This is a genomic window from Streptomyces sp. NPDC019531 (genome assembly GCF_044903305.1).
GTDB lineage: Bacteria > Actinomycetota > Actinomycetes > Streptomycetales > Streptomycetaceae > Streptomyces.
Genome location: NZ_JBJDQL010000054.1, coordinates 20229 through 44796, shown reverse-complemented (window position 1 = coordinate 44796; position 24568 = coordinate 20229). Strand labels below are relative to the sequence as shown.

The following is a 24568-nucleotide window of genomic DNA, read 5'->3' as shown; positions in this document are numbered from 1 at the left end:
CGTGTTCATCGTCTTCGCACTGCTCGCCCTGGCCGTCCTCGTGTCGGCCAACTGGTATCTGTGGCGGCGCCTGTTCCGCGACACCACCAGCGGTCCGGGGTGGGTCCGCCGGGTGGGTGCCGTGGTCATCGGTGGCGGCTGGGCGCTGGCGGTCGCCGCCCTGGTCGCGGAGCGCACCGGCGCTCCTTTCTGGCTCCAGCGTGTGCTCGCGTGGCCGGGCTTCCTGTGGCTGGCGCTGTCGGTCTACCTGCTGCTCGCGGTCGTGGCCGGAGAGCTCGTACGACCCCTGCTGCGACGTTTCCTCGAACTCCGGGACGGGCGCCGGGAGCGGGCCGTGGCGGTCGTACCGCGTCCCGAGTCGGTGCCGGCGGGAGCGCCTGCCGAGAAGCCGCAGGAGGCCGTGAGCCTGCCCCAGGAGCCGGGGGACGGCGGGCCGGTGTCCGAGGAGCCGCGGGGACCCGGCTCGACCACCCTCGCCCCCGCCCCCTCCCGCCGTCTCTTCGTCTCCCGGATCGTCGCCGGAGCCGCCGCCGCGGCTGCCGTGGGGACTGTCGGCCAGGGCACTTACGGCGTCCTGCGCGGACCGAAGGTCAAGCGGGTCACCGTGCCGCTGGCCAAGCTCCCGCGCGCTGCACACGGTTACCGGATCGCGGTGGTCAGCGACATCCATCTGGGCCCGGTCCTGGGGCGCGGCTTCGCCCAGAAGGTCGTCGACACCATCAACTCCACGCAGCCCGACCTGATCGCGGTCGTCGGCGACCTGGTCGACGGCAGCGTGAAGGACCTCGGCCCGGCGGCGGCCCCCCTCTCCCAACTCCGGGCACGGCACGGCTCGTTCTTCGTCACCGGCAACCACGAGTACTTCTCCGGCGCCGAGCAGTGGGTCGACGAGGTACGGCGGCTCGGTCTGCGCCCGCTGGAGAACGACCGTACGGAACTGGCCTGGTTCGACCTCGCCGGCGTCAACGACATCGCGGGCGAGAGCGAGGGCCAGGGCCCCGACTTCGCCAAGGCCCTCGGTGACCGGGACACCGCACGCGCGTGCGTGCTCCTCGCCCACCAGCCGGTCCAGATCCACGACGCGGTCGACCACGGCGTCGACCTCCAGCTCTCCGGCCACACCCACGGCGGCCAGCTCTGGCCCGGCAACCTCGTCGCCAAGGCCGCGAACCCGACCGTCGCCGGTCTGGAGCGGTACGGCGACACGCAGCTCTACGTCAGCCGCGGCGCCGGCGCCTGGGGCCCGCCCACGCGCGTGGGCGCCCCGTCGGACATCACGGTCATCGAACTGGCCTCCAAGCAGGCCTGAACGGCGGCGCGGGACTGTGTACGGCCGCGCCGGGCGCGTCGTACGGCTGTGCCCGCCGTGCGAGTCGGCGTACGTTGACGTACGACGGCCCCGTCGGGCCGCCCGGGGGAGGGCTCGCCGCATGATCGCCGACGTGTCCGTCGTGCGCCTCGCACGCAACAGGCCGGTTCTGTTCGCCCTGTTCGAGACGCTGCTCACCGGCGGCTGCGCGCTGGGCTGGTACGCCCTCGCGGGGTTGCTGTACCTGGAGAACGCGGCTCACGAACCCTGGGACCCGCGTACCCGCCCGCGCGGCCGTTCCTGCTCCTCGCCTGCGCGGCCGCGCTCTCACTGCCGGTCACCTGGGCGCTCAGGTGTCTTCCGGTCGCGCCGCTGCGGCGGGCCGTGGACCGGGCGGTCCAGGTGCGGGCGGTCGCGACGATCGTCGTGTCCGTCGGGGTGCTCGCGTTCGCGATCGTGTTCTGACGGGCCCGAAGGGCGCCCGCCGGAGGACCCTGTGGAAGGCCTGTGAAACATGGCCGAAACCCCTCGCGGTAACGTCTTGTCCAACTCGACAAATCCCTCTTCCCCCAGGTGAAACACCTGTGATTAGGTGATCCGCGCCACTAGGGGGTGGCGCGTGCACTGGGGCCCGTGGGGGCCCGGGGAGGGCAAACCGATGCGGTCGGTTCGCATGCGGATTCTCGCGACGCTACTCGTGCTGGGCGTGGTGGGAGTGGGCGGCTGGCAGTTGCTCCCGTCCGATGAGGGCACAGGCGAGACGATCAAGGTGGGGACGACCGACGAAGTCACCTCGCTCGATCCGGCCGGCGCCTATGACGCCGGTTCCTGGGCGCTGTTCAACAACGTTTTCCAGTCACTGCTGGCCTTCGAGCCGGGCAGTGTCGCACCCGTGCCCGACGCGGCCGAGAGCTGCGGGTTCGAGGGCAGCGATCTGCGCACCTACCGCTGTGTGCTGCGTGAGGGCATCAAGTTCCCGAGCGGCCGCGAGATGACGGCCGAGGACGTCAAGTACTCCTTCGACCGGGTCAAGAAGATCAACTCCGACGTCGGCCCGGCCGCCCTGCTGGACACCCTCAAGTCGGTCGACGCCAGTGGCCGCACCGTCACCTTCAAGCTGTCCACGCCCGACGCCACCTTCCCGTTCAAGGTGGCCACGGGGGCCGGTGCCATCGTCGACAGCACCAAGTACCCCGCCAACTCGCTGCGCACGGACAACGGTGTCGACGGCACCGGGCCGTACGAGCTGACGACGTACACCAAGGAGAAGAAGGCGGTCCTCGCGCCCAACGGCGACTACAAGGGCGAGATCAAGGGCACCGGCCGCCCGGTCGAACTCGAGTACTACAGCGACTCGACCAAGCTGAACGACGCCTGGAAGGCGAAGCGGATCGACGTCGCCTACCGGCAGCTGCCGCCCAAGGTCCTCGCCGGACTGAACCCGAGCGACCCCGGCCAGCGTGTCTCCGAGGCCGACAGCTCCGAGATCCGCAATCTCTACCTCAACACCCGCGCGGGCAAGCCGCTGCACGACGTCAAGGTGCGCCAGGCCATGGCCTGGCTGATCAACCGTGAGCAGCTGGCCGCCTCGGTGTACGAGGGGACCGTCGACCCGCTGTACTCGCTGATCCCGACCGGCATCACCGGCCACACCACGTCGTTCTTCGACACCTACGCGGAGCCGAGCGTCAAGAAGGCGCGCGCCCTGCTCACCGCGGCCGGTGTGACCACCCCGGTGAGCTTCACCTACGGCTATGGCCTCAACAGCGGTTCCGCCGCCGCGGAGGCCGCGGAGATCAAGAAGCAGCTGGAGGCGAGCGGCCTGTTCAAGGTGACGCTCAAGGGCTACGAGTGGACCGACTTCCAGAAGCGCTGGGCCACCGGGAAGCTGGACGCCTACGCGGTCGGCTGGGTGGCCGACTACCCCGACCCGGACACCTACGGTTCCCCGCTGGTCGGCACCGACGGCACCATGAACACCGGCTACAGCAGCAACGGGGTCGACCATCTGATTCAGGACAGCCAGCGGTACGCCGACCGCGCCGAGGCCGAGCAGGACTTTCGTGACCTCCAGGCGGACGTTGCCCGTGATGTCCCGGTCATCCCGCTGTGGCAGGCCAAGGACTACGTCGTGACCAGCGAAAACGTCGGTGGCGGCCAGTACCTCTCGGACGGCACGGGAGTCTTCCGGCTCTGGCGCCTCGACTGGATCTGACCCCGACGCGATTGCGCCGTATCTGACGCATTTACATGGAACTGACATTCGCCCGAGTGACGCCGGGCAGCCACTCAACGCAGCACCATGTGACGGAGGTGTGCGCGGGGTGAGGAGCAAACGTGCTGAGACGCAACTCCTTCCGGCTGCCCCGGCATCCGGCTTCCGTCGGTCTGGCCCGGCGCCGGGTCCGGGACCATCTGTCCGACTGGGGGCACGGTCCGGACGATCCGGCGTTGGCCGACGCGGTTCTGCTGGTGTCCGAACTGGCCACCAACGTGGTGCGTCACGGGCCGCTCCTTGAGCGGGAGTTCGAGGTCGCGGTGACCGCTCTCGCCGACGGCTCCTGCCTGATAGAGGTCTCGGACGAAGGCCGGCTGGAACCCCGGCTGCGGGTGGTCGGCGAAGGGGAGGAGGCAGGCCGCGGTCTGCATCTGGTGGAGCACATCGCCGCCGCGTGGGGGGTGTGGGGCCGGGGCGGGCACGGCAAGACCGTGTGGGCCCTGGTGATGGCCAACTGACCGGCCGTACGAGACCGTCCGGCCGGTCTGCGCAACCGTACCGGCGCGATCACGACCGTACGACCGCCCGCGCGGGCAGCGTGACCGTCACCGCCAGCCCCTCGCCCGGGGCTGTGCGGACCGCCACGTCGCCGCCGTGGGCCCGGACCACGCCCTGCACGATCGCCAGGCCGAGACCGCTGCCCGCGCCACCGCCGGTCCGGAAGAACCGGTCGAAGACCCGCGCCGCGTCGTCGGCGGGCAGTCCCGGCCCCTCGTCCGCGACGCACAGCCGTACGACCCCGTCCTCGCGCTCCACTCCCAGCCGCACCGGCACGTCGGCGGGCGTGTGCGTGCGGACGTTGCCCACCAGGTTGCCCAGGACCTGTCTGAGCCCCGACTCGTCGGCCTGGACGAGCAGCGCGCCCTCTGCGGCGATCTCCACGGGCCGGTCGGGCTGCTGCACCCGCAGGTCCTCGGCCGCCTCCCGCACCAGACGGCTCAGGTCGACGTTCCTGAACCGCAGTTCGGGCTGCTGGTCGAGACGGGCGAGGGTGAGCAGCTCGTCCACGAGCCGTCCCATGCGGTCGGTCTCCGCGAGGACCCGAGCCCAGGCCCGCCTCCGCTCGTCCGGATCGGACAGCATGCCCTTGTCGTACAGCTGGAGATAGCCGCGTATCGCGGACAGCGGGGTGCGCAGCTCGTGCGAGGCGTCGGCGACGAAGCTGCGCAGCTGGGCCGCGCTGCGCTCGCGCGTGCGGTACGCCGACTCGACCTGGTGGAGCATGGAGTTGAGGGCGACCCGCAGCTGCTCGACCTCCAGGGTGGCCTCACGGCTGGACGGGACGCGCCGGGTCAGATCGCCCTCGGCGATCGCCGACGAGGTCTCCACCATGTCCTCCAGCGGTCGCATCCGGCGCCGGACGCTGAACATCGTGAGGCAGGCCAGCAGGGCGAGCAGCAGGCTGCCGATGGCGAGGTCGAGCCGCACCGCCTTGGCGACGCCCTGGTGCAGGACGTCGGTGGGGGCGGCCATCAGCGCGTAGCTGCCGTCGGCGAGCCGGGCCGCGGTGGCGCGGTAGGCAGAGCCGTCCAGGGTGACGTCGTGCGGCCCGGAGTCGGCGTCGAGCGTGCGCGGGTCGCCGACCGCTTTCGCGAGCGCCCGCTGGGTCCTGGTCGGCGCGAAGCCGAGGATCTCGACCGGTTTGCCCCGGCTGTCCACTGCGGCGAAGACGGTCTCCGTCGCGCGGTCCTCGTCCTGGTCCTCCGGCACCACCCGGTCGCGGACGAAGCTCATGGCGCTCAGCGAGTCGATCTGGCGCAGGGTGAGCTGCGAACCGCCCAGGGAGTCCCGGGTCTTGATGAGCTCGGTGTCGATCTGGTCGAGCAGGTAGTACCGCATGCCCATCACGCTCACGGCGGTCGCCGCGACGATGCCGATCGCGAGCAGCACCACATTGGCCAGCGTCAGCTTGCCGCGCAGGGAGTGGATGCCGTGGCGGTGCCGGAACGTCATGCGAGCCCGTATCCGACACCCCGCCGGGTGGTGATCACCGGCGGTCCCAGGGCGTCCAGCTTGCGTCGCAGATAGCTGATGTAGGTCTCGACGACGGTCGACTCGGGCGGGGTGTGCTCGTACTGCCAGACATGGCGCAGGAGTTGCTCCTTGGGCACGATCCGGCCGCCGTTGCGCACAAGGAACCGCAGCAGCGCGTACTCGGTGGGGGTGAGCTGGACCGTGCGGCCGTCGCGGTGCACCGAGTACGTCGTCTCGTCCAGCTCCAGGTCGCCGTAGCGCAGCGGCGGGCGCTGCGGCAGGACATCGGCCGGGCGGGTGCGGCGCAGGACCGCGGTGATCCTCGCGACGACCTCGTCGATGTTGAACGGTTTGGTGATGTAGTCGTCGCCGAAGCCGAGGGCGCCGACGATCTCGGCGGGGGAGTCCCGCGCGGTGAGGAAGACCAGGGCCAGGTCGGGCCGTTGTGCGCGCAGTTCGCGGGCGAGGGCGCGGCCGTCGCCGTCGGGCAGCATGACGTCGAGCAGGGCCGCGTCCGGGCGGGTGCGCCCGGCGAGGGCGAGTGCCTCGCGGACGGTGCCCGCGACCATCACCTCGAACCGGTGGAAGCGCAGGGCGATGGTGAGCACGTCGGCGATGCTCTCCTCGTCCTCCACCACCAGCACGGTGCCCGGATGTGCCGTCTCTCCCCCAGTCATGTTCCCCAGTATCGGCCGGGCCACTGACAGTCGGGCCGGTTCGCGCTTTGGAGTTCCTTGAGAGTCATGGGCGTCTCATGTCCACGCGCGTGTGCCGCCGCCAATCCTGTTGCGAGGACCTGGGGGACCAACCGACCGACCTACTGAGGAGAGATGAGCGTGGCGGCATTGGCACGCTGGTGCTACCGGCACCGGCTGGTGGTCCTGTTGCTGTGGGTGGGGGCGTTGTTCGGGCTGGGCTTCTCGGCCTCGACGGCGGGCACGAACTACGCGAACGTGTTCTCCCTGCCCGACACGGACTCCAAGAGCGCGTACGACCTGATGGAGAAGGCCTTCCCGAACACCTCGGGCGACACCGACACGGTGGTCTGGAAGGTCGACGACGGCTCGGTGCGGGACCAGACGGTCCAGGACCGGATCCGGCCCGCGCTGGACGACATCGCGAAGATGCCGGGCGTCGGGGCGGTGACCAGTCCCTACGGCGCCCAGGGGGCCGCGCAGGTCAGCGAGGACGGCACGATCGCGTACGCCCAGGTGACCTTCGTCAAGCGCGCGAACGAGGTGCCCAAGGAACTCGTCCAGGACGTCGTCGACACCGCGCAGGGGGCCGAGCGGGCCGGTCTGCAGGTGGAACTGGGCGGCCAGGCGATCCAGCGCGTGCAGGAGCCGCCGCAGGGACTGTCGGAGACGGTCGGCGTCGTCGCGGCGGCGGTCGTGCTGTTCCTGGCGTTCGGCTCGTTCTTCGCGATGATGCTGCCGATCGCGATCGCCGTCTTCGGTGTGGGCATGGGCCTGTTCGCCACGCAGCTGCTCAGCCACACCACCGACGTCCCCGACATCGCCCCGCTGCTGGCCTCCCTGATCGGCCTCGGCGTCGGCATCGACTACGCCCTCTTCATCGTCACCCGGCACCGGCGCGGCATCCTGCGGGGCCTGGACCCCGAGGAGTCGGCGGTCATCGCCCTCAACACCTCGGGCCGGGCCGTGCTGTTCGCGGGCGGCACCGTCTGCATCGCGCTCGCCGGGATGCTGGTGACGCAACTGCGCTTCCTGGACGGCGTGGTCATCGGCACGTCCCTGACCGTGGTGCTGAGCGTCCTGGCCGCCACGACCCTGCTGCCGGCCCTGCTCGGCTTCCTCGGCCCGCGTGTGCTCAGCCGCCGCCAGCGGCGCAGGCTGGCCGCCCAGGGGCCCGAGCCGGAGAGCGCCTCCGGTCTCGCCGCCCGCTGGTCGGCGGGCGTCGAGAAGCGCCCCCGCAGGACCGCCGCGCTCGCCCTGCTCTTCATGGCCGTCCTGGCCATTCCGGTGCTGTCGCTCCGCCTGGGCGCCACCGACCAGGGCAACGACGACGCCTCGACGACCACCAGGAAGGCCTACGACCTGCTCGCCGAGGGCTTCGGCCCAGGCTTCAACGGCCCGCTCCAGGTGGTCACCGAGGGCGGCGAGACCGGCACCCTGGTCAAGGGCCTCCAGGACACGCCAGGGGTCGCGAGGGTCGCCGCGCTGCCGCCCGCGCGGGGCGTCACGGTGATCCAGGTCGTACCGGCGACCTCACCGCAGTCCGAGGAGACGGACCAGCTCATCGACAGGCTGCGGGACGACGTCATCCCCGGTGCCGGGGTGGAGGCCCATGTGGGCGGGGTGACGGCCGTTTCGAAGGACTTCTCGACCGTCACGGGCGACCGTCTGCCGCTGTTCATCGCGACGATCATCGGACTCGGCTTCCTGCTCCTGCTGGTCGCATTCCGCTCGCTGGTGGTGCCACTGACGGCCGCCTTGATGAACCTCATCGCCGCCGCGGCCTCCTTCGGCGTCCTGGTCGCGATCTTCCAGTGGGGATGGGGTCTGGAGCTGCTCGGACTCGGCAAGGAGGGACCGATCAACGCCTTCCTGCCGGTCATCATGCTGTCCCTGCTCTTCGGGCTCTCGATGGACTACCAGGTCTTCCTGGTGAGCCGTATGCACGAGGAGTGGGTGCACACGCGTGACAACGCGCGCGCGGTACGCGTCGGCCTCGCGGAGACCAGCCGGGTCATCAACTCCGCCGCCCTGATCATGGTCTGCGTGTTCATGGCGTTCGTGCTCAGCGGAGATTCGGGCGCGGCTGTGGCGGGCGTGGGCCTCGCGGCCGCCGTCGCCCTGGACGCCTTCATCCTGCGTACGGCGCTGGTGCCGGCCGCGATGCATCTGCTCGGCAACTCCAACTGGTGGCTGCCGCGGTCGCTGGAGAAGCGGCTGCCGCACCTGGCGGTGGAGCCGAAGGAGGAGGCGGCGGCTCCTTCGACCGAGGCACCCGCGCGCGGTGGCCCGGCATCGGTCGTCCACGGCTTCGTCCGTACGACGGAGGGGGACCCGGTGGAGGGTGCGGCCGTCACGCTGCTGTCGGGCGGGGGCCGGCAACTGGACCGCGTCGTGTCGCTGGCCGACGGCTCGTACATCGTCTCGGTCCCGGCCCCGGGGACGTATCTGCTCGCGACCACGGCCGCGTCGTTCGGCTCGCGTGCTCGTCATGTCGTCGTGGGGGAGGGCCCACTGGTGTACGACGTGGAGCTCGCGGACGGTGAGGTGGACGCCGTCAACTGACGTGGCTACGACTTCCCGCCGGGGCCGGGCATCAGCTTCGTCATCCCCGGCAGGAAGTCCGTGAACAGCTCGTGCACCTCCCGTACGAGCGGCCGCAGTACCCGGAACCGGGCCAGTGACACGCCCCTCGCGGTGAGCCGTGCACCCCGCTCCGCGAGCCGGTAGCTCCGCTCCCTTCCCTCCGTGCGGTCGAAGATCCAGTACAGGACGAGCCCCATCTGGGAGAGCCACATCAGCTCGGGCAGGATGTCGCGGAGTTCCTCAGGCACCTTGGTCCTCGTCGCGCCGCGCAGCACCTCCCGGTGCACCGAGATCGCCTCCACGCGTGCGTGCTCCGACTCGGGTGAGAAGGGGCTGAGCGGGCTGTCGGGATCGGCGGCGTTCTTGAAGAACTGCACCGCGAACTCGTGGTACGGCTGCGCGATGTCCAGCCAGACCTTCAGCACGCCCGCGAGCCGGGCCTCCAGGTCGCTCTCCCGGGCCAGGACGTCCCGGACCGCCACCTGGTGCTCGGCGGCGATCCGGTCGTAGAAGCCCTGGATCAGGTGCTCCTTGCCCGCGAAGTAGTAGTACGCGTTGCCGACGGAGACGCCGGCCTCCTGGGCGATGGCCCGCATGGTGGTCTTGTCGTACCCCCGCTCCTGGAACAGCCGCATCGCGGTCTCCAGGATCAGCGCGCGGGTCTGCTCGGACTTGCTCGTCGGCTCGGACTTGCCGGTGGTACCGCCCTCGTCGGGGCCGTCGTTGTTCGCAGGCACGACAAGAGAGCCTAGCCAGTGGCGCAGCCGCCGCTGTCGCAGCCCGGTGGGGTGTACACCCAGCCCCGGCTGGTGTCGTAGGCCCAGCCGTCCGTGCGGCGGTACACCTTGCCGCCCCACTGACCCCCCTGCCACTGCGCGCCACGCCACTTGGCGGCGGCGAGCACCGCGCCCCTGGCGAGCCGCGCCCCGGACGGGGTGCTGAGCCGGTGGGCGAGCGGCCGGTGCTCGCGCAGCGCCCACAGGGTGACGATCCAGGCGGCGGTGCCGCGGTAGACCTGCCCGGCGTCGCCGACGACGGTGATCTCCTCCAGGGTGGCGCGGTGGTCGAGCCCGGGAAACCTCCGCCCGGCCTCCTCGGACGCCGCTGGCACCGGCTCCAGCGGCACCAGTTGCGGCTGGCGTACGAGCCAGTCGCGCAGGAACGCGCAGAGGGAGCACTCGGCGTCGTACAGGACAGTGAGCCGGCGGACCGGGGCGCGGTCCGCCGAAGTGCCGCTGTTCATGCCCGAACCCAGTCCTGCGGTGCGACCGGCGGCACCTGCTCGCGCTCCATGGCGCCCCGTCGGCGGATCCGGTTGAGGACGTACACGTTGGCCAGGTGCATCACGCCGAGCACCAGCAGCACCACGCCCAGCTTGGTCGACAGGGCCTCGAAGACTCCGCGCGTGTCCTCGATGGTCCCGTCACCGCTGAGGTACAGCGCGACGAAGCCGAGGTTCACGAGGTAGAAGCCGACCACCAGGAGGTGGTTGACGGCCTCGGCGAGCTTCTCGTTCCCGCGCAGTACGTCGGCGAGAAAGATCCGTCCGTTCCGGCTGAGCGTGCGGGCCACCCAGACGGTCAGGGCGATGCTGACGACGAGGTAGATGACGTAGGCGACGACCGTGCGGTCCATGCGCCTCCCCCTTCTTGAACACGTTCAAAACTCTGACAGGGGAGACTCTAGACCCGCTTTTGAACGTGTTCAACCCGCTCGTCGAGAGGTCTGCGTCACGCTCTGCGGCCCAGCTCCGGCCGTTTGCCGTAGTCGGTGAACCCGAGGACGTTCCCCCAGGGGTCGGCGACCTCGACCGTCCAGCCGGTTACCACGGAGAAGGGCTCATTGAGCAGCTCGATGCCCGCCGTGCGCAGCTCCCGGGCGGCGGTCCTGGCGTCGGGCACCTCCAGCCACACGCGCGTGGCGGGCCACGGCGGCGGCCGGTGCCCGAGCGCCTCCTCCTGCCGGAGCAGGATCCCGGGCGTCTCGCCCCCGACCTTCAGGAGCGCGATCCCGGCCTCGTCGAGCCGGAAGCCCACGGTGAAGCCCGCTCGCTCGTAGAAGGAGACGGCCTCGCCCAGGTCTCCGACGGGAAGCAGTACGTTGTCGAAGCCGAGCAGTTCGTACGACTGGTCATCTGACATGTCGTCAGATTAAGCCGGAGGTGACGGAACGGGCTTCTGCGACGCGGTGTCCGTCGTGCATGATGACCGGGCTCATTGTCGTTTTTTCGCGGGTCCGCCCGCTTCGGTCCCCAGGAGTAGTCCCCCTTGAGCGAGCAGCAGGGTCACGAGCAGCAGGACCCCCAGCCGGGATACCAGCAACAGGCTCCCCCGCCCGGATATCAGCAGCAGGGGTATCCGCCGCCGGGGTATCCGCCGCCGGGTTATCCGCCTCCCGGTTTCCCGCCGCCGGGCTACTACCCGCCCCCGGGGACGTACACGGGCGACCCCAACGCCCCCTACGGCTACGACCCGTACGGGCGGCCGTACTCCGACAAGTCGAAGGTCATCGCAGGCATCCTGCAGCTCACCCTCGGCGGCTTCGGCGTCGGCCGCTTCTACCTCGGCAACGTCGGGATGGGGCTCGCGCAGCTCTTCACCTGCGGCGGGCTCGGCATCTGGTCGCTGATCGACGGCATCCTCCTGCTCACCGGTAACGATCACACCGATGAACATGGCCGGATCCTCCGGAGCTAGGGCGGAGAGGACCGTCGTCGGAGCGGAGTCCTCCGCTTCCGTACGGCGCTCCCCGCTCCGTCACCCCGCGGCGGCTCCCTCAGCGGTGCTCACCGCGGGCGCCGTCGGTGCCTGGTACCTCTACCGCACCGATCCGCACGAGCCCGGTCACGTCCTGCCGCAGTGCCCGTTCCGGATGCTCACCGGCCTGCTCTGCCCGGCCTGCGGCGGCACCCGCATGGTGTACGACCTGATGCACGGCCACTTCACCGAGGCATGGCTGGACAACCGTGCCCTCCTGCTCGCCTCCCCCTACGCCCTGGTCCTGCTGGGCCGTTGGGCGTGGGAGGGCCTGCACGGCCGCCGCTGGCGCCCCACACTGAGCCCCCGGGCCCAGGTGGCGGTCCTCGCGGCGGCCCTGGCCTGGACCGTGGCCCGCAACATCGTCTAGCCCATGCCGGTCCGGGCCCGTTGTCAGTGGTGCCTCGTACTGTCGTGGCATGGGAATCGTGATGTTCGTCGACGAGACGACAAGCGGGAGCCGTAGCGACGGCTGGGGTCTGGAGATCGCCGAGGAGCGGCTCGCCGTGCGCGAGTTGATCCGGCGCCGGGTCTTCCAGGAGGTCGCCGAGTACAACGCGCGCACACCCGCCGTCTTCCAGGGCCTGGTCCAGCCCGAGAACACCGAGCGCGTGCTGAACGGCTACGCGTTGCGCACGCCCCGCCGCATAGACCCCGAGACCCAGACCGAGCTCGCCCTCAAGGCCTTCACGGGCAACGGCTTCCTGGTGCTGGTCGGCGAGCGCCAGGTCACCGAGCTCGACGAGGAGATCGACCTCGTGCTCGGCACCGAGGTCACGTTTCTGAAGCTCGTGCCGTTGGTGGGTGGCTGAGCATGGGACACGTCCAGAGATTCAAGGACCTGATCCGGCAGCGGGTCGCCGACGGCGACCTGGAGGAGCTCGCCGCCGACCTGCTCAAGGCCGCGGCCGTCAACAACGGTAACTGGACCGGCCTGTGGGACGGCGTGCTGGCCCGGCTGCTCGAACTGCCGCCGGACGCGCGGTCGCGGGTCGCCGACGGCCTCGTCACGCAGTACCACTCGGAGCAGGCGGGTCCGATCGCCCGGGAGAACGCGCTGGTCCTGCTGGGTATCGTCTCCCGCGACCTGCCGCCCCACGACCGCCTGGCCGCGGAGCGCCTGTCCCTGCTCGACAAGGTCTCCCGTCAGCACTCCTTCTGGTACGGCGCCCGGTACGAGAACCTCATCGAGGCCGAGCTTGCCGCGGGCCGCCCGATCGCGCCCGCCGTCGTCGCCACCGTCCGCCGCGCGGTCCTGCACGCCTACCAGAACGAGGACCTGCCCAGGACAGCGAAGAAGCTGACCGAGCCACCCCTCAACGTCGGCGAGGAGTGGGCCGAACAGGCCCTGCGGGACACCGATGCCGGCCCCGCCTGGAAGGCACTGCTCGCGCACACGGCGACCGCCACCGCGGCCAAACCCTCCGCCAAGTGGGACAAGCAGGCCGCCGCGCTGATCGAGGCTCTCGACCCCGACCACGTCCGCGAGGCGGTGATCCGCTGGCTCGTCCTCGTCGGCCGCCCCCGCACCTTCGAGCTGGAACGCGGGCAGTACGAACCCGACGTCAACGGCGCCTACGACCCCTACAACGCCAACGCCCTCCGCGGCCTCGCCTGGCTGCTCTCCCTTCTCCCACCGCACCCCGACACCGCCCGCACCCTCGGCGCCCTCGTCGAGACCTCCCTCAGGAAGGTCGCCGGCCTGGGCCCCCGCAACCCGAAGGTCGCCAACGCCGGGGTCAACGCCCTCGCCCGCATCGACAGCGAGGCCGCCCTCGCCGAACTGGCCCGCCTGGCCACCCGGGTGACCTACAAGAACACCGCCAAGCTCCTCGACACGGCCCTGGAAGCCCGTGCCGTCGCCCTCGGCCTCAGCCGCGAGGAGATCGAGGAACTGGCCGTACCGGCGTACGGGCTCACGGAGATCGGGCGCGCGGAACACCAACTCGGCGAGGCCACCGTCGTCCTCGAAGTCCAGGGCTCCAAGGCCGTGCTGGCCTGGAGCAACGCGAGCGGCAAGCCGGTCAAGAGCGTGCCCGCGGCCGTACGACGGGACCACGTGGAGGAGTTGAAGGAGCTCAAAGCGGCCGTCAAGGACATCGACAAGATGCTCTCGGCCCAGAGCGAGCGCCTGGACCGCCAGTTCCTGGCGGACCGCACCTGGTCCTACGCCACCTGGCGCGAGCGCTACCTCGACCACCCTCTGGTCGGCACCCTCGCCCGCCGCCTGTTGTGGACGGTCGACGGCACGACGGTCGGATACGCCGAGGGCTCCCTGCGCACCGCCACGGACGCCCCGGTCACCGACGGCACGGAAGTCCGCCTCTGGCACCCGGTGAACCACACCCCCACCGAGATCGTCGCCTGGCGCGACTGGCTGGAGCGCCACGGAGTCACGCAACCCTTCAAGCAGGCCCACCGGGAGGTGTACCTGCTGACGGACGCCGAGCGCACCACCGGCACCTACTCCAACCGCTTCGCCGCCCACGTCCTGCGCCAGCACCAGTTCCACTCCCTTGCCGCGGCCAGGGGCTGGCGCAACAAACTCCGCCTGGCCGTCGACGACGAGGCCCCGCCGCCCAGCCGGGACCTCCCGCGGTGGGGCCTGAGAGCCGAGTACTGGATCGAGGGCGACGGCGGCGCGGACTACACGGACATCACCGACTCCGGCACCTTCCTGCGCCTGCGCACCGACCAGGTCCGCTTCTACCCGATCGACGCCCCGGAGAACTGGGCGCACTGCGCCGGCGGTGAGTACCGCATGTGGCTGCGTGACGGCGCCGACCCGGTGGACCCGCTGCCCCTGACGGAGATCCCGCCCCTGGTCCTCTCCGAAGTCCTGCGCGACGTGGACCTGTTCGTCGGAGTGGCCAGCATCGGCAACGACCCCACCTGGCAGGACGGCGGCCCCGGCGGCCGCTTCCGCGAGTACTGGACGTCGTACGGCTTCGGAGAGCTCAACCAGAGCGCCGAGACCCGACGCCTCCTCCTGGACCGCCTGATCCCGAGACTCGCGATAGCCGACCGCTGCACCCTGGAAGGCCGCTTCCTCCACGTCAAGGGCGACCGCCACACCTACAAGATCCACCTCGGCTCGGGCAACATCCTCCGCACCCCCAACGACCAGTACCTCTGCATCGTCCCGACGTCCAACCCGTCCACCCCGCAGGCCGGTTACCTCCCCTACGAGGGCGACCGCATGCTCGCGGTCATCCTGAGCAAGGCGATGATGCTGGCGAAGGACACGAAGATCACGGACCCGACGATCCTGAGCCAGCTGTGACCGATCCGACCCAGGGGACCGTCACAGGTTCCCGTATCCGTCCCTGACGACTTCCCGGGCCAGCGTCTTACGTACCTCCGCCAGCTCACCGGCGATGCGCTCGGTCGTCTCGGTGTCCGTCGTCACCGAGGCGGGCAGCGGCGTACCGCCCAGCAGGAGCCGGCGGCGCAGATGGGTCGGCGGGTGGCTCGCGTCGATGCTGTGACCGCGAAGTGCCCCGATCCGGCGCCGGCGTTCGAACTCGGACTCCGGGACGGAGCCCAGATGGGCGGTGAGGGCCTCCCACAGGCCGTCGGCGTTCTGTTCGTGGCCCCGGCCCGGCCCGCGCAGTCGGCCCCTGTTGGTCTCGCGGAACAGGGTGGTGACGATGCGCAATCCCGGGTTCAGCCCCCGTTTCCGCAGCCACCCACGCGCCGGGAGGAGAGCGCGATGTCGTCCATGCGGATGTCGTACGACGACGGCGTCGGGTCGGCCTGGTAGAGCTGCCAGCCCAGCTTCAGCTTGTCGAAGGCCGGGAAGACGAAGTCGTCCGCCGTGCCCCCGTGCTGTTTCGTGGACACGGTCAGGTCGGACTGCTCCACGCCGCCCAGGTACACGGTGACGCGATTGTCGCTGGCATCGAGATGAAACTCGACGCACTGCCACGCCCCGGCGACGGCGGGAGCGGAGGTCTTCCAGTCCGTCCAGTCACCGGTGGGCCCGAGATCCGACCCGACCCCCCAGAAGTTGCCCCCGTCGGTGGGTGCGTACTGCCCACCGAGCGGCCGCACCAGCGTCGCCGCGTCCGCGCCCGACGCCTCGGCGATGGTCCAGTGCGCCCAGTCGGGAGCGGTGGGAAACCCACCGACCCGCAGCCGGACCCGCCCCCAGAAGCTGTTGCCGGGCGCCGAGAGCTCGTCGAACACGAGAAAGGCCCGCCCATTGCCCTCGGTACGAATCCGAAGCTCATGCCCATGCCCCGTGGCGCTGGGAGCGACGGTCAGCGTGCCGTTGTCCGTGTCGGCGGACCACCCGAGTCCCCCGGTGACCGGACCGAGGGGAAGACGGTCGAAGTCCTCCCGGGCCAGTGTTCCGTAGGGAGCGGGGGTCGCGGAGGCAGTGGAGGGTATCGCGAGCAGCGCGGCCGACGCGGCGAGGAGCGTGGCGGCGACTCTTCTCAGGATTGCCATGACGGCAGTCTGCGACTGAGGCCACACAAGTCACAACAACCACACAAGACTTGGACCGTTTCAGCCCTGAGCGTGTCCTGATCGCACGGTCGGCACACGTCGGCTCTCTCCAGTGGATCACTCCTTGAAGGTGAGGCGGCTGCCGTTTTCGCTGGATACGCTGAACGGACTGGCGAGACTCCCTCCCATGGGAGCACCGATGAGCGGCGCATCCGACGACGGCTTGGACGACGAGCCGGTATACCGCCGACCGAACCCACCTGCCGAAGGCTGGACCGCGGACGACCTCGACCGGATTCCGGGCCCCCGCACACTGAGTTGATCGACGGGAGTCTCGTCTTCATGAGTCCGCAGACTCGATTCCACAGCCGGACGACGCGCCTTCGACATCGAGATCGACCTCACTGCGGTGAACCGGCGCTCTGGGCTCTCCCCGGAGGAAACCCACGGGGATGAGTCAGAGGAAGACCGTCGGCGCTGAGCTCCCGCTGGGACGGCGCGAACGCCCCGCCGTCTGCCCTGCCTGACACCGCGCTCCATACTGAACAGCGCTCAAGGAGCGGATGGGGAGGGCGGGCTTCGTGCGACGGGTGCTGGCGGTGCACTTCGCGCCGTGCGCGCTGTTCGTCACGGGGGTGCTCGCCTTGGTGCGGGCGGGGAGCTTTTCGGGGCGGAGCGACTGGCATGCCGTACCGCCCCAGGGACCGTCTGACGCACTCGCCCTGACCGCGACCGTCACTGCCTGCGCCATACTTCTCGGCCTGCTCCTCCAGCCGTTCCAGGTCCGTGCGGTACGCGTCCTGGAAGGCTATTGGGACCGCTGGCTCCTGACGACCCGGCTTGCGGGGGCGCTGGCCAGGATGCAGCGCAGGCGGTGGCAGGCATTGCACGAGCGGGCCCAGCGCCAGGCCGACGGGGACGCGGAGCTACGCCTACGTGCCGACGCACGCCGTCGCCTCGCCGCGCACCCGCCAGCTGAGGTGCTGCTTCCCACCGCCCTGGGAAACGCCCTGCGGGCCGGGGAATTGAGCGCGGGCGAGCGCTACGGCCTGACGACGCTGACCTCCTGGCCGCGCATCTACCTCCAGGTGTCCGACCGCATGGCCGAGGTCCTCCGCTCGACCCGGGACGCGTTGGACACCGCCGTGAACCTGTGCTGGGCCTTCCTGATACTCACCGCGACGGGGTGCACGGCCCTGTACGACGAGCCGGCGGTTTGGTGGTGGTGCAGCGCCGGTCCGGTGTTGGCGGCGGTGGCGTACAAGGGCGCGGTGACCGCGGCGCAGGCCTACTCAGGTTTGATGCATGTCGTGTACGACCTGCACCGCTTCGATCTTCTGGACGCGCTGCACTTGCCGTTGCCCGCGGATGGCGCGAGCGAGAAGACGTTGTTCGCCGAGTTGTCGGATGAGTTCGTCGGAGTGCGGCGACGGGAACGGCCGTATGGTCACGCGGCACGGGGCGGGCGGGAGGACCCGACGGAGCCCTAGCAGTTGTCGATGATCGCCCGGACCTTGTTCATCTGGGCCTCAAGTTCCTCGTTGGAGCATCGTGCGATGAGGACCGGAGGCAGGCACCTGAGGGGACACGTGGGGTCGTGGTCCACGTCCTGAACGCGGGCGGCCTTGTTGAGGTAGTTCTTCACGGCGTCGGGGTCGCCTCGTTCGACAACGGCGTCCCAGGCGGCTTTGTCCTTCTCCGTGTAGAGGCCGGAGAAGGTCCCCGGACACCTTCGCTGAGGACATTTGTGAACTGGGGGATCGATACCCGGAAGCGTGACGTCATAGAGCATCAGATCTTGCCTCCGCCCGGTGATGCGGGTTTCTTCTCGGCTTTCCTGGGCTTCTTGTGGAAGAGGTGATAGATCCACCAGGCCTCGACCAGAGCGCCCGCGAGCGCCAGACCAGCGGAGATCCATCGCAGGACGGCGTGGTTGTCCTGGGGAAGCAGCGCAGCCGACAGGGCCAGAACCAGCAGTAGGGTGCCGAGGTTGAAGGCGATCACCGCCAGGTAAATGCGCTCCTTCCAGGTGTTGAAGTGCGTGGTGTGCTCGGTCCAGTCCCTGGTGAGCGTGATGTCCTCGTCCTTGCCGTGCCAGGCCTCGATTGTCTCCCTGTTGTAGAGGTACTTGCGGGCGTCCGCGCCGATCTGGATGCTCGTGATCAAGGCGATCGAGGCCCCGACGACGAGGAGCAGGGTCACGTCGGGCCACCGGAAGTGCTCTTCGCCTTCCACCAGGATCACGCCGACCAGAGCGAGGGCCGCCCCCGTCAGCAGAGGTGCGGTCACCGTCTGACTGGAGGTCGCCGCCTCCGCGTAGCCAAGCGGATAGGGAGCTCGCGGCTCCAGATCCAGTTTCATGTTCATCGCCATGAAATCGCCCCCACCTGTTGGGCATTGTGCCCGGAGCATGACAGACGGAACCAGGAGTTCAGTAGTGGTGAAAACCGGTCAGAAAGGCCAGAGGGCCCTGTTTCCCAAGTGACGGAAACAGGGCCCTGAGGTGGAGCTGGGAAGATCAGAACCGCCGAGTGATCAGCGCCCTCTTCACTTCCTGGATCGCCTTCGTGACCTCGATCCCGCGAGGGCACGCGTCCGTGCAGTTGAACGTGGTCCGGCAGCGCCACACGCCGTCGCGGTCGTTCAGGATCTCCAGGCGCTGTTCGCCCGCCTCGTCACGCGAGTCGAAGATGAAGCGGTGGGCGTTCACGATCGCGGCCGGGCCGAAGTACTGGCCGTCGTTCCAGAAGACCGGGCACGAGGAGGTGCAGGCGGCGCAGAGGATGCACTTCGTGGTGTCGTCGAAGCGCTCGCGGTCCTCCGCCGTCTGGAAGCGTTCCCGGGTCGGCTCGTTGGTGTCCTTCGTGATCAGGAAGGGCATCACGTCCCGGTACGCCTGGAAGAACGGCTCCATGTCGACGACCAGGTCCTTCAGGACCGTCAGGCCCTTGATGGGCTCGACCGTGATCGGCTTCTCGGGGTTGATGTCCTTGATCAGCGTCTTGCAGGCAAGGCGGTTCTTGCCGTTGATCCGCATCGCGTCCGAGCCGCAGATGCCGTGCGCGCAGGAGCGGCGGAAGGTCAGCGAGCCGTCCAGATCCCACTTGATCTTGTGGAGGGCGTCGAGGACACGCTCCTTCGGGTCGATCTCCAGCTGGAAGTCTTCCCAGACCGCTTCCGCCGAGACCTCGGAGTTGAAGCGGCGGACACGCATCGTGACCGTGATGTACGGGGAGTCGGCGAAGCCGGGCTCGGGCTCGCCGGCCGCGTCCGCCTTGTCCAGAACAGGGGTTGCCATCAGTACTTACGCTCCATCGGCTGGTAGCGGGTCTGGACGACCGGCTTGTAGTCGAGACGGATGGACTCGGCGCCGTCGTCGCCCACCTCGCGGTACGCCATGGTGTGGCGCATGAAGTTGACGTCGTCGCGGTTCGGGTAGTCCTCGCGGTAGTGACCGCCGCGGGACTCCTTGCGGGCCAGCGCGGAGACCGCCATGACCTCCGCGAGGTCCAGGAGGTTGCCGAGCTCGATCGCCTCCAGCAGGTCCGTGTTGAAGCGACGGCCCTTGTCCTGGATCGAGACGTTCTTGTAGCGCTCGCGCAGCTCCGCGATCTTCTCGACCGCCGTCTTGATCGTCTGCTCGGTGCGGAACACCATGACGTTCGCGTCCATGGTCTCCTGCAGCTCGCGGCGGAGGACGGCCACCCGCTCGGTGCCGGTGGAGGAGCGCAGGTGCTCGACCTGCTCGACGACCAGCGAAGCCGGGTCCTCCGGCAGCTCCACGTACTCCGCCTTCTGCGAGTACTCCGCCGCCGCGATGCCGGCCCTGCGGCCGAACACGTTGATGTCCAGCAGGGAGTTGGTGCCCAGCCGGTTCGCGCCGTGCACCGACACACACGCGACCTCGCCGGCCGCGTACAGGCCCGGGACGACCGTGGTGTTGTCCAACAGGACCTCACCCTCGACGTTCGTCGGGATGCCGCCCATCGCGTAGTGCGCGGTGGGCTGGATCGGGATCGGGTCCGTGTACGGCTCGATACCGAGGTAGGTGCGCGCGAACTCCGTGATGTCCGGGAGCTTGGCGTCCAGCTGCTCCGGCGGGAGGTGGGTGAGGTCGAGGTAGACGTGGTCGCCCTCGGGGCCGCAGCCACGGCCCTCACGGATCTCCGTGTAGATGGACCGGGACACGACGTCACGCGACGCCAGGTCCTTCATCACCGGCGCGTACTTCTCCATGAAGCGCTCGCCGTCCTTGTTGCGGAGGATGCCGCCCTCACCACGGGCGCCCTCCGTGAGCAGGATGCCCATGCGCCAGATGCCGGTCGGGTGGAACTGGAAGAACTCCATGTCCTCCAGCGGCAGCCCGCGCCGGTACACGGCGGCCTGGCCGTCACCCGTCAGCGTGTGCGCGTTCGACGTCACCTTGAAGAACTTGCCGCAGCCGCCGGAGGCGTAGATGACCGCCTTCGCCTGGAAGACGTGGATCTCGCCCGTCGCCAGTTCGTAGGCGACGACGCCCGCCGACCGCTTCACACCATCCACCTCGGTGATCAGCTGGTCCAGGACATAGAACTCGTTGAAGAACTCCACGCCCTCCTTCACGCAGTTCTGGTAGAGCGTCTGGAGGATCATGTGGCCGGTGCGGTCGGCCGCGTAGCAGGACCGGCGGACCGGCGCCTCGCCGTGGTTGCGCGAGTGACCGCCGAAGCGGCGCTGGTCGATCGTGCCGTTCGGGGTCCGGTTGAACGGCAGGCCCATCTTCTCCAGGTCGAGGACCGAGTCGATGGCCTCCTTCGCCAGGATCTCGGCGGCATCCTGGTCGACCAGGTAGTCACCGCCCTTGACCGTGTCGAAGGTGTGCCACTCCCAGTTGTCCTCCTCCACGTTGGCCAGCGCGGCGGCCATGCCGCCCTGCGCGGCGCCCGTGTGGGAGCGGGTGGGGTAGAGCTTCGTGAGCACGGCGGTACGGCTGCGCTTCGTCGACTCGATCGCGGCGCGCATGCCGGCGCCGCCAGCGCCGACGATGACGGTGTCGTACTTGTGGATCTTCATCAGGAATTCCTCAGCCCCGTGCCTAGCGGATGTTCGGGTCGAAGGTGAAGATCACCAGCGTGCCCAGCAGGATGGTGAACACCGTGGCGGTGTAGAGCAGCCCCTTGAGCCACAGCCGGGTGTTCGCGCGCTCCGCGTAGTCGTTGATGACCGTGCGCAGGCCGTTGGCGCCGTGCAGCATCGCGAGCCACAGCATCAACAGGTCCCAGACCTGCCAGAACGGGGACGCCCAGCGGCCCGCGACGAACGCGAAGCCGATCTTCGAGACACCGCCGTCCAGCACCAGCTGGATCAGCAGGTGGCCGATGACCAGGACGACCAGCACGATGCCGGACAGCCGCATGAAGAGCCAGCCGTACATCTCGAAGTTGCCCCGTGTGGACTTCGGGGTCTTCTTGGTGCGCTGGCGCGGGGCCTCGATGAGGGGCGCCGGGTTGTCGACGCCGAAGCCGGAACCGCCCTCTACGGGGCCGATGCCGGAAGCGGTGGATTCAGTGGTCGCCATCAGTCTCAGCTCCCGAACAGTTCACGAGCGGCGTGGCCGAGGACGGGGTAGATCGCCCCGATCATGAGTACGACCCACAGGCCCACGACGGACCAGAGCATCTGCTTCTGGTAGCGGGGCCCCTTCGACCAGAAGTCGACGGCGATGACGCGCAGGCCGTTGAGCGCGTGAAAGAGGATGGCCGCGACGAGGCCGTACTCCAGCACAGCGACGATCGGGGTCTTGTACGTGTCTACGACCTTGTCGTAGTCCTCGGGGGAGACACGAACGAGAGCGGTGTCCAGCACGTGAACGAACAGGAAGAAGAAGATGAGGACGCCGGTGACTCGGTGAGCCACCCAGGACCACATTCCTTCCCGGCCGCGGTACAGCGTTCCAGCCGGCACGGAAGTCCCTCCGGGAGCGGGGTATCGGGGCCTGCCGGCTTGTGCTGTCGGTCGGGCCCGGCCGGGTACGGTCCTCCGGCCCTCAGCATCGTAGCGAGACGCTGGCGCTGGGCTTACGCCGGGCCTACCGGTGTGATCAAAGTGGCACGCGTATGGGTGAGCCGCGGCGGCATCCGGGGCGATCTCGGCTGTTATGTACCGGGTGCGGGCTCGCGGTGGCTGGTCGCGCGGTTCCCCGCGCCCCTCAAGGACGTCATCAACCGTTGCCGTGCGAGGCGACGGAGTTCCTCTGCCGCCACCACCCGTTCTTCCTCGGGATCGTTCGTCAGTCGTGACCGGATGCCCTCCAGGACGTGGTCCAGGGCCTCCGAAGGGGGCAGCGCGTCCAAGCAGATGACGAACGCGTGTCCGAATCGGGCCTCGTATGCCGCGTGGGCCGCGTCCATGGCCATGTGGGCCGCCGAGTGGGCGCCGTCCGGCAGGGCGGGCAGGGTCTCACCCGCCAGGGCCTCGGAGAGGTCGGACGGGGTCAGGTCGTACGCCGCCTCGTCCGATGCCGCCAGCAGTGCGTCCGCGGTCGGGTAGGGACGGTGGGCCGTGACCCGTTCGGCCCAGCGGAGACTGCGCAGGCAGTCCAGGAGCAGGGGCAGGAGCTCGTCGGCGGGCGCGATGTTGAAGGCGTCCAGGACGGTGGGCGGCGACGGTACGGCCAGTCGGCCGGGAGAGTGTGTGGGCGTCACGTGTGTTTCGGCAGAGGAAGCTGTGAGCGGTGTGACGTCACGCTATCGAGAGTGGACATGACCTGTCCGACGGATGCCCGAATTCCACCCGCACGGGAGAGTTTCGGAACATGTGATGGACGCGGCTGTTCTCCCGAGGCCCTAGCGTGGACAGTGTGAGCCAGCACAGGAAGCGATCGGAGAAGCAGGTGCGGGGGCTGATCGCCGGGGCGGTCGCCGTGACCGTGGCGGCCGGCGTGGGTCTCGGACTGTGGGCCGGGGACGACGACAGTGCCCCCGCCGGATCGGCCACGTCGCAGGCCCGGTCATCCTCGGGCACCAGCTCGGAAGGCTCCCCGACCCCCTCCAGGACACCGAGCCCGACCCCTACCCGCTCCTACCCGCTGTCCACCACCCCCCGCACCATCCCCGCCGTCCGCGCCCACACCCCGGCCCGCGGCCCCGGCTGGCGCCCGGCCGCCGGGCTCCGCGTGGTCGTGAACGACGCCGGCCTCGCCGACGAAGGGCGCCTTATCGCCGGTGAGCTGGGGCTGACGTACGCCGGGAAGAAGGACGACGTGCGCGCCGGGGACGTGCAACTGGCACTCAACGACGGCGGGGGTGCCGATCCGGAGTCGTACCGCATGACCGTGCGCGGTGGGCGGGTCGTCATCAGCGGGCCGGGCGAGGCCGGGGTGTTCTACGGCACCCGCACGCTCAAGCAGGAGGTGCACGGCGGCGGTACGGCGCCGGAGGGCGTCGTACGCGACGAGCCGGCCAAGCCGGTGCGCGGGTTCATGCTGGACATCGCGCGCAAGCCCTTCACGGCCGGGTGGATCGAGGACCGGGTGCGGGAGCTCGGCGATCTGAAGTTCAACCAGCTGGGCCTGCACTTCTCCGACGACCAGGGGTTCCGGATCGAGTCGGACTCGCACCCGGAGATCGTGTCGAAGACGCACCTGACCAAGGCGCAGGTGAAGAAGATCGTCGCGCTGGCGGCCCAGCGGCACATCACCGTCGTACCGGAGATCGACTCGCCCGGGCATCTGGGTGCCGTCATCGCCGCGCACCCCGAGCTTCAGCTGCGGAGTGCGGCGGGGCTCGCGCCGCAGGGGACCGTCGACATCTCCAAGCCCGCTGCCGCCGAGATCGTCGACGATCTGCTGAACGAGTACGCCGGGCTGTTCCCCGGCGCCGACTGGCACCTCGGCGGCGACGAGTACCGCGCGCTGATGGTGTCCAGCCCGGCCGCGACCTACCCCCAGCTCGCGGCTGCCGCCCAGGCGGCCTACGGCTCCGGCGGCACCGTCGCCGACCTCACCACCGGCTGGCTCAACGACCGCGCCGCCACCGTCCGCGCCCACGGCAAGACCCCGCGCGCGTGGAACGACGGCTTCTTCCGTGGTACCTCCGTCCAGCCGGACAAGGACATCCAGGTCGGGTACTGGACCGGCAAGGAGATCGGCGCCCGGCAGCCCGTGGAGTATCTGAGCGCGGGACGCAAGGTCGTCAACTACAACGACGAGTTCCTCTACTACGTCCTCGGTCAGCCGAACCAGTTCTCCTATCCGACGGGACAGCGGATCTACGAGCAGTGGACGCCGAGAGTCGTCCGCGGCACCACGGCCGTCTCCTCGAAGTACGACGCCCAGATCCTCGGCGGGTACTTCGCGGTGTGGTGCGACTACCCGAACGCGCAGACGCAGGACCAGATCGCCGCCGGTATCCGGATGCCGCTGCGCGCGACCGTGCAGAAGCTGTGGGACCCGGGCAAGCCCGCGCTGACCTGGACGCAGTTCAAGGCGCTCGGAGACCGGCTGAACTGAGAGCCGGGGATTCCTGGTGGACGTACGGGG

The 24568-nt window shown here is 69.6% G+C and carries 25 protein-coding genes and 1 pseudogene; 11 read left to right on the top strand and 15 right to left on the bottom strand.

All coding sequences use genetic code 11. From position 1 onward, the window contains the following. Position 1 precedes the first annotated feature (1 nt). The 3 genes from ACI2L1_RS39255 (at position 2) to ACI2L1_RS39245 (ending at position 4045) form a co-directional block, all read left to right on the top strand. Positions 2-1309 carry a metallophosphoesterase gene (locus tag ACI2L1_RS39255; RefSeq protein WP_404744235.1) on the top strand — a complete coding sequence of 436 codons (1308 nt, stop codon included), beginning with the start codon at positions 2-4 and terminating at the stop codon, positions 1307-1309. 658 nt (positions 1310-1967) lie between these two features. Beyond that, positions 1968-3524: an ABC transporter substrate-binding protein gene (locus ACI2L1_RS39250; protein WP_404744234.1), complete on the top strand. Its 1557-nt coding sequence runs from the start codon at positions 1968-1970 to the stop codon at positions 3522-3524. A 122-nt stretch (positions 3525-3646) separates the two neighbouring features. Beyond that, positions 3647-4045, top strand: a complete 399-nt coding sequence (locus tag ACI2L1_RS39245; RefSeq protein WP_404744233.1) for an ATP-binding protein — start codon at positions 3647-3649, stop codon at positions 4043-4045. A gap of 49 nt (positions 4046-4094) precedes the next feature. Here the strand turns inward: ACI2L1_RS39245 and ACI2L1_RS39240 are convergent, their stop codons facing one another. Next, entirely contained in the window at positions 4095-5540 is a 1446-nt protein-coding gene (locus ACI2L1_RS39240) for a sensor histidine kinase (protein ID WP_404744232.1), read from the bottom strand. Beyond that, complete coding sequence (locus ACI2L1_RS39235; protein WP_404744231.1) at positions 5537-6238, bottom strand: response regulator transcription factor; 702 nt, start codon at positions 6236-6238, stop codon at positions 5537-5539. Before ACI2L1_RS39235 ends, ACI2L1_RS39240 begins: the two co-directional genes overlap by 4 nt. A gap of 168 nt (positions 6239-6406) precedes the next feature. Here ACI2L1_RS39235 and ACI2L1_RS39230 point away from each other — a divergent pair, with 168 nt between their 5' ends. Continuing rightward, positions 6407-8821 (top strand): MMPL family transporter, encoded by a 2415-nt coding sequence (locus ACI2L1_RS39230; RefSeq protein WP_404744248.1) that lies wholly within the window; start codon positions 6407-6409, stop codon positions 8819-8821. A 5-nt stretch (positions 8822-8826) separates the two neighbouring features. Here ACI2L1_RS39230 and ACI2L1_RS39225 read toward each other — a convergent pair whose 3' ends face one another. From ACI2L1_RS39225 to ACI2L1_RS39210, 4 genes are all read right to left on the bottom strand, one after another. Continuing rightward, entirely contained in the window at positions 8827-9579 is a 753-nt protein-coding gene (locus ACI2L1_RS39225) for a TetR family transcriptional regulator (RefSeq protein ID WP_404744230.1), read from the bottom strand. A gap of 11 nt (positions 9580-9590) precedes the next feature. Then, entirely contained in the window at positions 9591-10085 is a 495-nt protein-coding gene (locus ACI2L1_RS39220) for a thiol-disulfide oxidoreductase DCC family protein (RefSeq protein ID WP_404744229.1), read from the bottom strand. Further along, positions 10082-10477 carry a hypothetical protein gene (locus tag ACI2L1_RS39215; RefSeq protein WP_020118685.1) on the bottom strand — a complete coding sequence of 132 codons (396 nt, stop codon included), beginning with the start codon at positions 10475-10477 and terminating at the stop codon, positions 10082-10084. The genes ACI2L1_RS39220 and ACI2L1_RS39215 overlap by 4 nt, the downstream gene beginning before the upstream one ends. Positions 10478-10572: 95 nt before the next feature. Then, a complete protein-coding gene (locus ACI2L1_RS39210; protein ID WP_404744228.1) occupies positions 10573-10983 on the bottom strand; it encodes a VOC family protein in 411 nt (136 codons plus the stop codon). A gap of 126 nt (positions 10984-11109) precedes the next feature. Here ACI2L1_RS39210 and ACI2L1_RS39205 point away from each other — a divergent pair, with 126 nt between their 5' ends. From ACI2L1_RS39205 to ACI2L1_RS39190, 4 genes are read left to right on the top strand one after another with little or no spacing between them, the layout of a single operon-like run. Continuing rightward, positions 11110-11538 carry a TM2 domain-containing protein gene (locus tag ACI2L1_RS39205; RefSeq protein ID WP_404744227.1) on the top strand — a complete coding sequence of 143 codons (429 nt, stop codon included), beginning with the start codon at positions 11110-11112 and terminating at the stop codon, positions 11536-11538. After that, entirely contained in the window at positions 11516-11968 is a 453-nt protein-coding gene (locus ACI2L1_RS39200) for a DUF2752 domain-containing protein (RefSeq protein ID WP_404744247.1), read from the top strand. Before ACI2L1_RS39205 ends, ACI2L1_RS39200 begins: the two co-directional genes overlap by 23 nt. A 49-nt stretch (positions 11969-12017) precedes the next feature. Next, positions 12018-12410, top strand: coding sequence for a hypothetical protein (locus ACI2L1_RS39195; protein ID WP_404744226.1), 393 nt, complete (start codon positions 12018-12020; stop codon positions 12408-12410). A 2-nt stretch (positions 12411-12412) separates the two neighbouring features. Next, positions 12413-14881: a DUF4132 domain-containing protein gene (locus ACI2L1_RS39190; RefSeq protein ID WP_404744225.1), complete on the top strand. Its 2469-nt coding sequence runs from the start codon at positions 12413-12415 to the stop codon at positions 14879-14881. Positions 14882-14902: 21 nt separating this feature from the next. Here ACI2L1_RS39190 and ACI2L1_RS39185 read toward each other — a convergent pair whose 3' ends face one another. Together ACI2L1_RS39185 and ACI2L1_RS39180 are read right to left on the bottom strand one after the other, a co-directional pair. After that, positions 14903-15256, bottom strand: a complete 354-nt coding sequence (locus tag ACI2L1_RS39185; protein WP_404744224.1) for a hypothetical protein — start codon at positions 15254-15256, stop codon at positions 14903-14905. Between the two features lie 8 nt (positions 15257-15264). Further along, positions 15265-16050, bottom strand: a complete 786-nt coding sequence (locus tag ACI2L1_RS39180) for a hypothetical protein (protein WP_404744223.1) — start codon at positions 16048-16050, stop codon at positions 15265-15267. Between the two features lie 199 nt (positions 16051-16249). Here ACI2L1_RS39180 and ACI2L1_RS39175 point away from each other — a divergent pair. After that, a pseudogene (locus ACI2L1_RS39175) lies at positions 16250-16422 on the top strand (Uma2 family endonuclease); the annotation flags it as partial. Positions 16423-16613: 191 nt separating this feature from the next. Continuing rightward, positions 16614-17540, top strand: coding sequence for a hypothetical protein (locus tag ACI2L1_RS39170; protein ID WP_404744222.1), 927 nt, complete (start codon positions 16614-16616; stop codon positions 17538-17540). On the opposite strand, the gene ACI2L1_RS39165 is transcribed toward ACI2L1_RS39170, so the two are convergent. The 7 genes from ACI2L1_RS39165 to ACI2L1_RS39135 all read right to left on the bottom strand — a co-directional run bounded on the left by ACI2L1_RS39165 (position 17537) and on the right by ACI2L1_RS39135 (position 22733). Further along, the gene (locus ACI2L1_RS39165) at positions 17537-17842 is read right to left on the bottom strand and encodes a hypothetical protein (protein ID WP_404744221.1); all 306 of its coding nucleotides are present in this window, start codon (positions 17840-17842) and stop codon (positions 17537-17539) included. The two genes, ACI2L1_RS39170 and ACI2L1_RS39165, sit on opposite strands and share 4 nt — an antisense overlap. After that, the gene (locus ACI2L1_RS39160; RefSeq protein WP_404744220.1) at positions 17842-18423 is read right to left on the bottom strand and encodes a hypothetical protein; all 582 of its coding nucleotides are present in this window, start codon (positions 18421-18423) and stop codon (positions 17842-17844) included. The genes ACI2L1_RS39165 and ACI2L1_RS39160 overlap by 1 nt, the downstream gene beginning before the upstream one ends. 145 nt (positions 18424-18568) lie before the next feature. Further along, a complete protein-coding gene (locus ACI2L1_RS39155; protein WP_404744219.1) occupies positions 18569-19348 on the bottom strand; it encodes a succinate dehydrogenase iron-sulfur subunit in 780 nt (259 codons plus the stop codon). Beyond that, complete coding sequence (gene sdhA, locus ACI2L1_RS39150; protein ID WP_404744218.1) at positions 19348-21102, bottom strand: succinate dehydrogenase flavoprotein subunit; 1755 nt, start codon at positions 21100-21102, stop codon at positions 19348-19350. Before sdhA ends, ACI2L1_RS39155 begins: the two co-directional genes overlap by 1 nt. 22 nt (positions 21103-21124) lie before the next feature. Next, a complete protein-coding gene (locus tag ACI2L1_RS39145) occupies positions 21125-21607 on the bottom strand; it encodes a succinate dehydrogenase hydrophobic membrane anchor subunit (protein ID WP_404744217.1) in 483 nt (160 codons plus the stop codon). Between the two features lie 5 nt (positions 21608-21612). Beyond that, complete coding sequence (sdhC, locus tag ACI2L1_RS39140) at positions 21613-21993, bottom strand: succinate dehydrogenase, cytochrome b556 subunit (RefSeq protein WP_404744216.1); 381 nt, start codon at positions 21991-21993, stop codon at positions 21613-21615. Between the two features lie 191 nt (positions 21994-22184). Next, positions 22185-22733 (bottom strand): 2-oxo-4-hydroxy-4-carboxy-5-ureidoimidazoline decarboxylase, encoded by a 549-nt coding sequence (locus ACI2L1_RS39135; protein WP_404744215.1) that lies wholly within the window; start codon positions 22731-22733, stop codon positions 22185-22187. 155 nt (positions 22734-22888) lie between these two features. On the opposite strand from ACI2L1_RS39135, the gene ACI2L1_RS39130 reads away from it, so the two are divergent. Next, positions 22889-24538: a glycoside hydrolase family 20 protein gene (locus tag ACI2L1_RS39130; RefSeq protein WP_404744214.1), complete on the top strand. Its 1650-nt coding sequence runs from the start codon at positions 22889-22891 to the stop codon at positions 24536-24538. Positions 24539-24568: the final 30 nt, after the last annotated feature.

What these genes read in the sequence shown, in the direction of transcription:
- ACI2L1_RS39250 (WP_404744234.1), top strand. Translation starts at nt 1,968, where the DNA reads ATGCGGTCGGTTCGCATGCGGATTCTCGCGACGCTACTCGTGCTGGGC.
- ACI2L1_RS39240 (WP_404744232.1), bottom strand. Translation starts at nt 5,540, where the DNA reads ATGACGTTCCGGCACCGCCACGGCATCCACTCCCTGCGCGGCAAGCTG.
- ACI2L1_RS39235 (WP_404744231.1), bottom strand. Translation starts at nt 6,238, where the DNA reads ATGACTGGGGGAGAGACGGCACATCCGGGCACCGTGCTGGTGGTGGAG.
- ACI2L1_RS39220 (WP_404744229.1), bottom strand. Translation starts at nt 10,085, where the DNA reads ATGAACAGCGGCACTTCGGCGGACCGCGCCCCGGTCCGCCGGCTCACT.
- ACI2L1_RS39215 (WP_020118685.1), bottom strand. Translation starts at nt 10,477, where the DNA reads ATGGACCGCACGGTCGTCGCCTACGTCATCTACCTCGTCGTCAGCATC.
- ACI2L1_RS39210 (WP_404744228.1), bottom strand. Translation starts at nt 10,983, where the DNA reads ATGTCAGATGACCAGTCGTACGAACTGCTCGGCTTCGACAACGTACTG.
- ACI2L1_RS39200 (WP_404744247.1), top strand. Translation starts at nt 11,516, where the DNA reads ATGGCCGGATCCTCCGGAGCTAGGGCGGAGAGGACCGTCGTCGGAGCG.
- ACI2L1_RS39195 (WP_404744226.1), top strand. Translation starts at nt 12,018, where the DNA reads ATGGGAATCGTGATGTTCGTCGACGAGACGACAAGCGGGAGCCGTAGC.
- ACI2L1_RS39190 (WP_404744225.1), top strand. Translation starts at nt 12,413, where the DNA reads ATGGGACACGTCCAGAGATTCAAGGACCTGATCCGGCAGCGGGTCGCC.
- ACI2L1_RS39180 (WP_404744223.1), bottom strand. Translation starts at nt 16,050, where the DNA reads ATGGCAATCCTGAGAAGAGTCGCCGCCACGCTCCTCGCCGCGTCGGCC.
- ACI2L1_RS39170 (WP_404744222.1), top strand. Translation starts at nt 16,614, where the DNA reads ATGGGGAGGGCGGGCTTCGTGCGACGGGTGCTGGCGGTGCACTTCGCG.
- ACI2L1_RS39165 (WP_404744221.1), bottom strand. Translation starts at nt 17,842, where the DNA reads ATGCTCTATGACGTCACGCTTCCGGGTATCGATCCCCCAGTTCACAAA.
- ACI2L1_RS39160 (WP_404744220.1), bottom strand. Translation starts at nt 18,423, where the DNA reads ATGGCGATGAACATGAAACTGGATCTGGAGCCGCGAGCTCCCTATCCG.
- ACI2L1_RS39155 (WP_404744219.1), bottom strand. Translation starts at nt 19,348, where the DNA reads ATGGCAACCCCTGTTCTGGACAAGGCGGACGCGGCCGGCGAGCCCGAG.
- sdhA (WP_404744218.1), bottom strand. Translation starts at nt 21,102, where the DNA reads ATGAAGATCCACAAGTACGACACCGTCATCGTCGGCGCTGGCGGCGCC.
- ACI2L1_RS39145 (WP_404744217.1), bottom strand. Translation starts at nt 21,607, where the DNA reads ATGGCGACCACTGAATCCACCGCTTCCGGCATCGGCCCCGTAGAGGGC.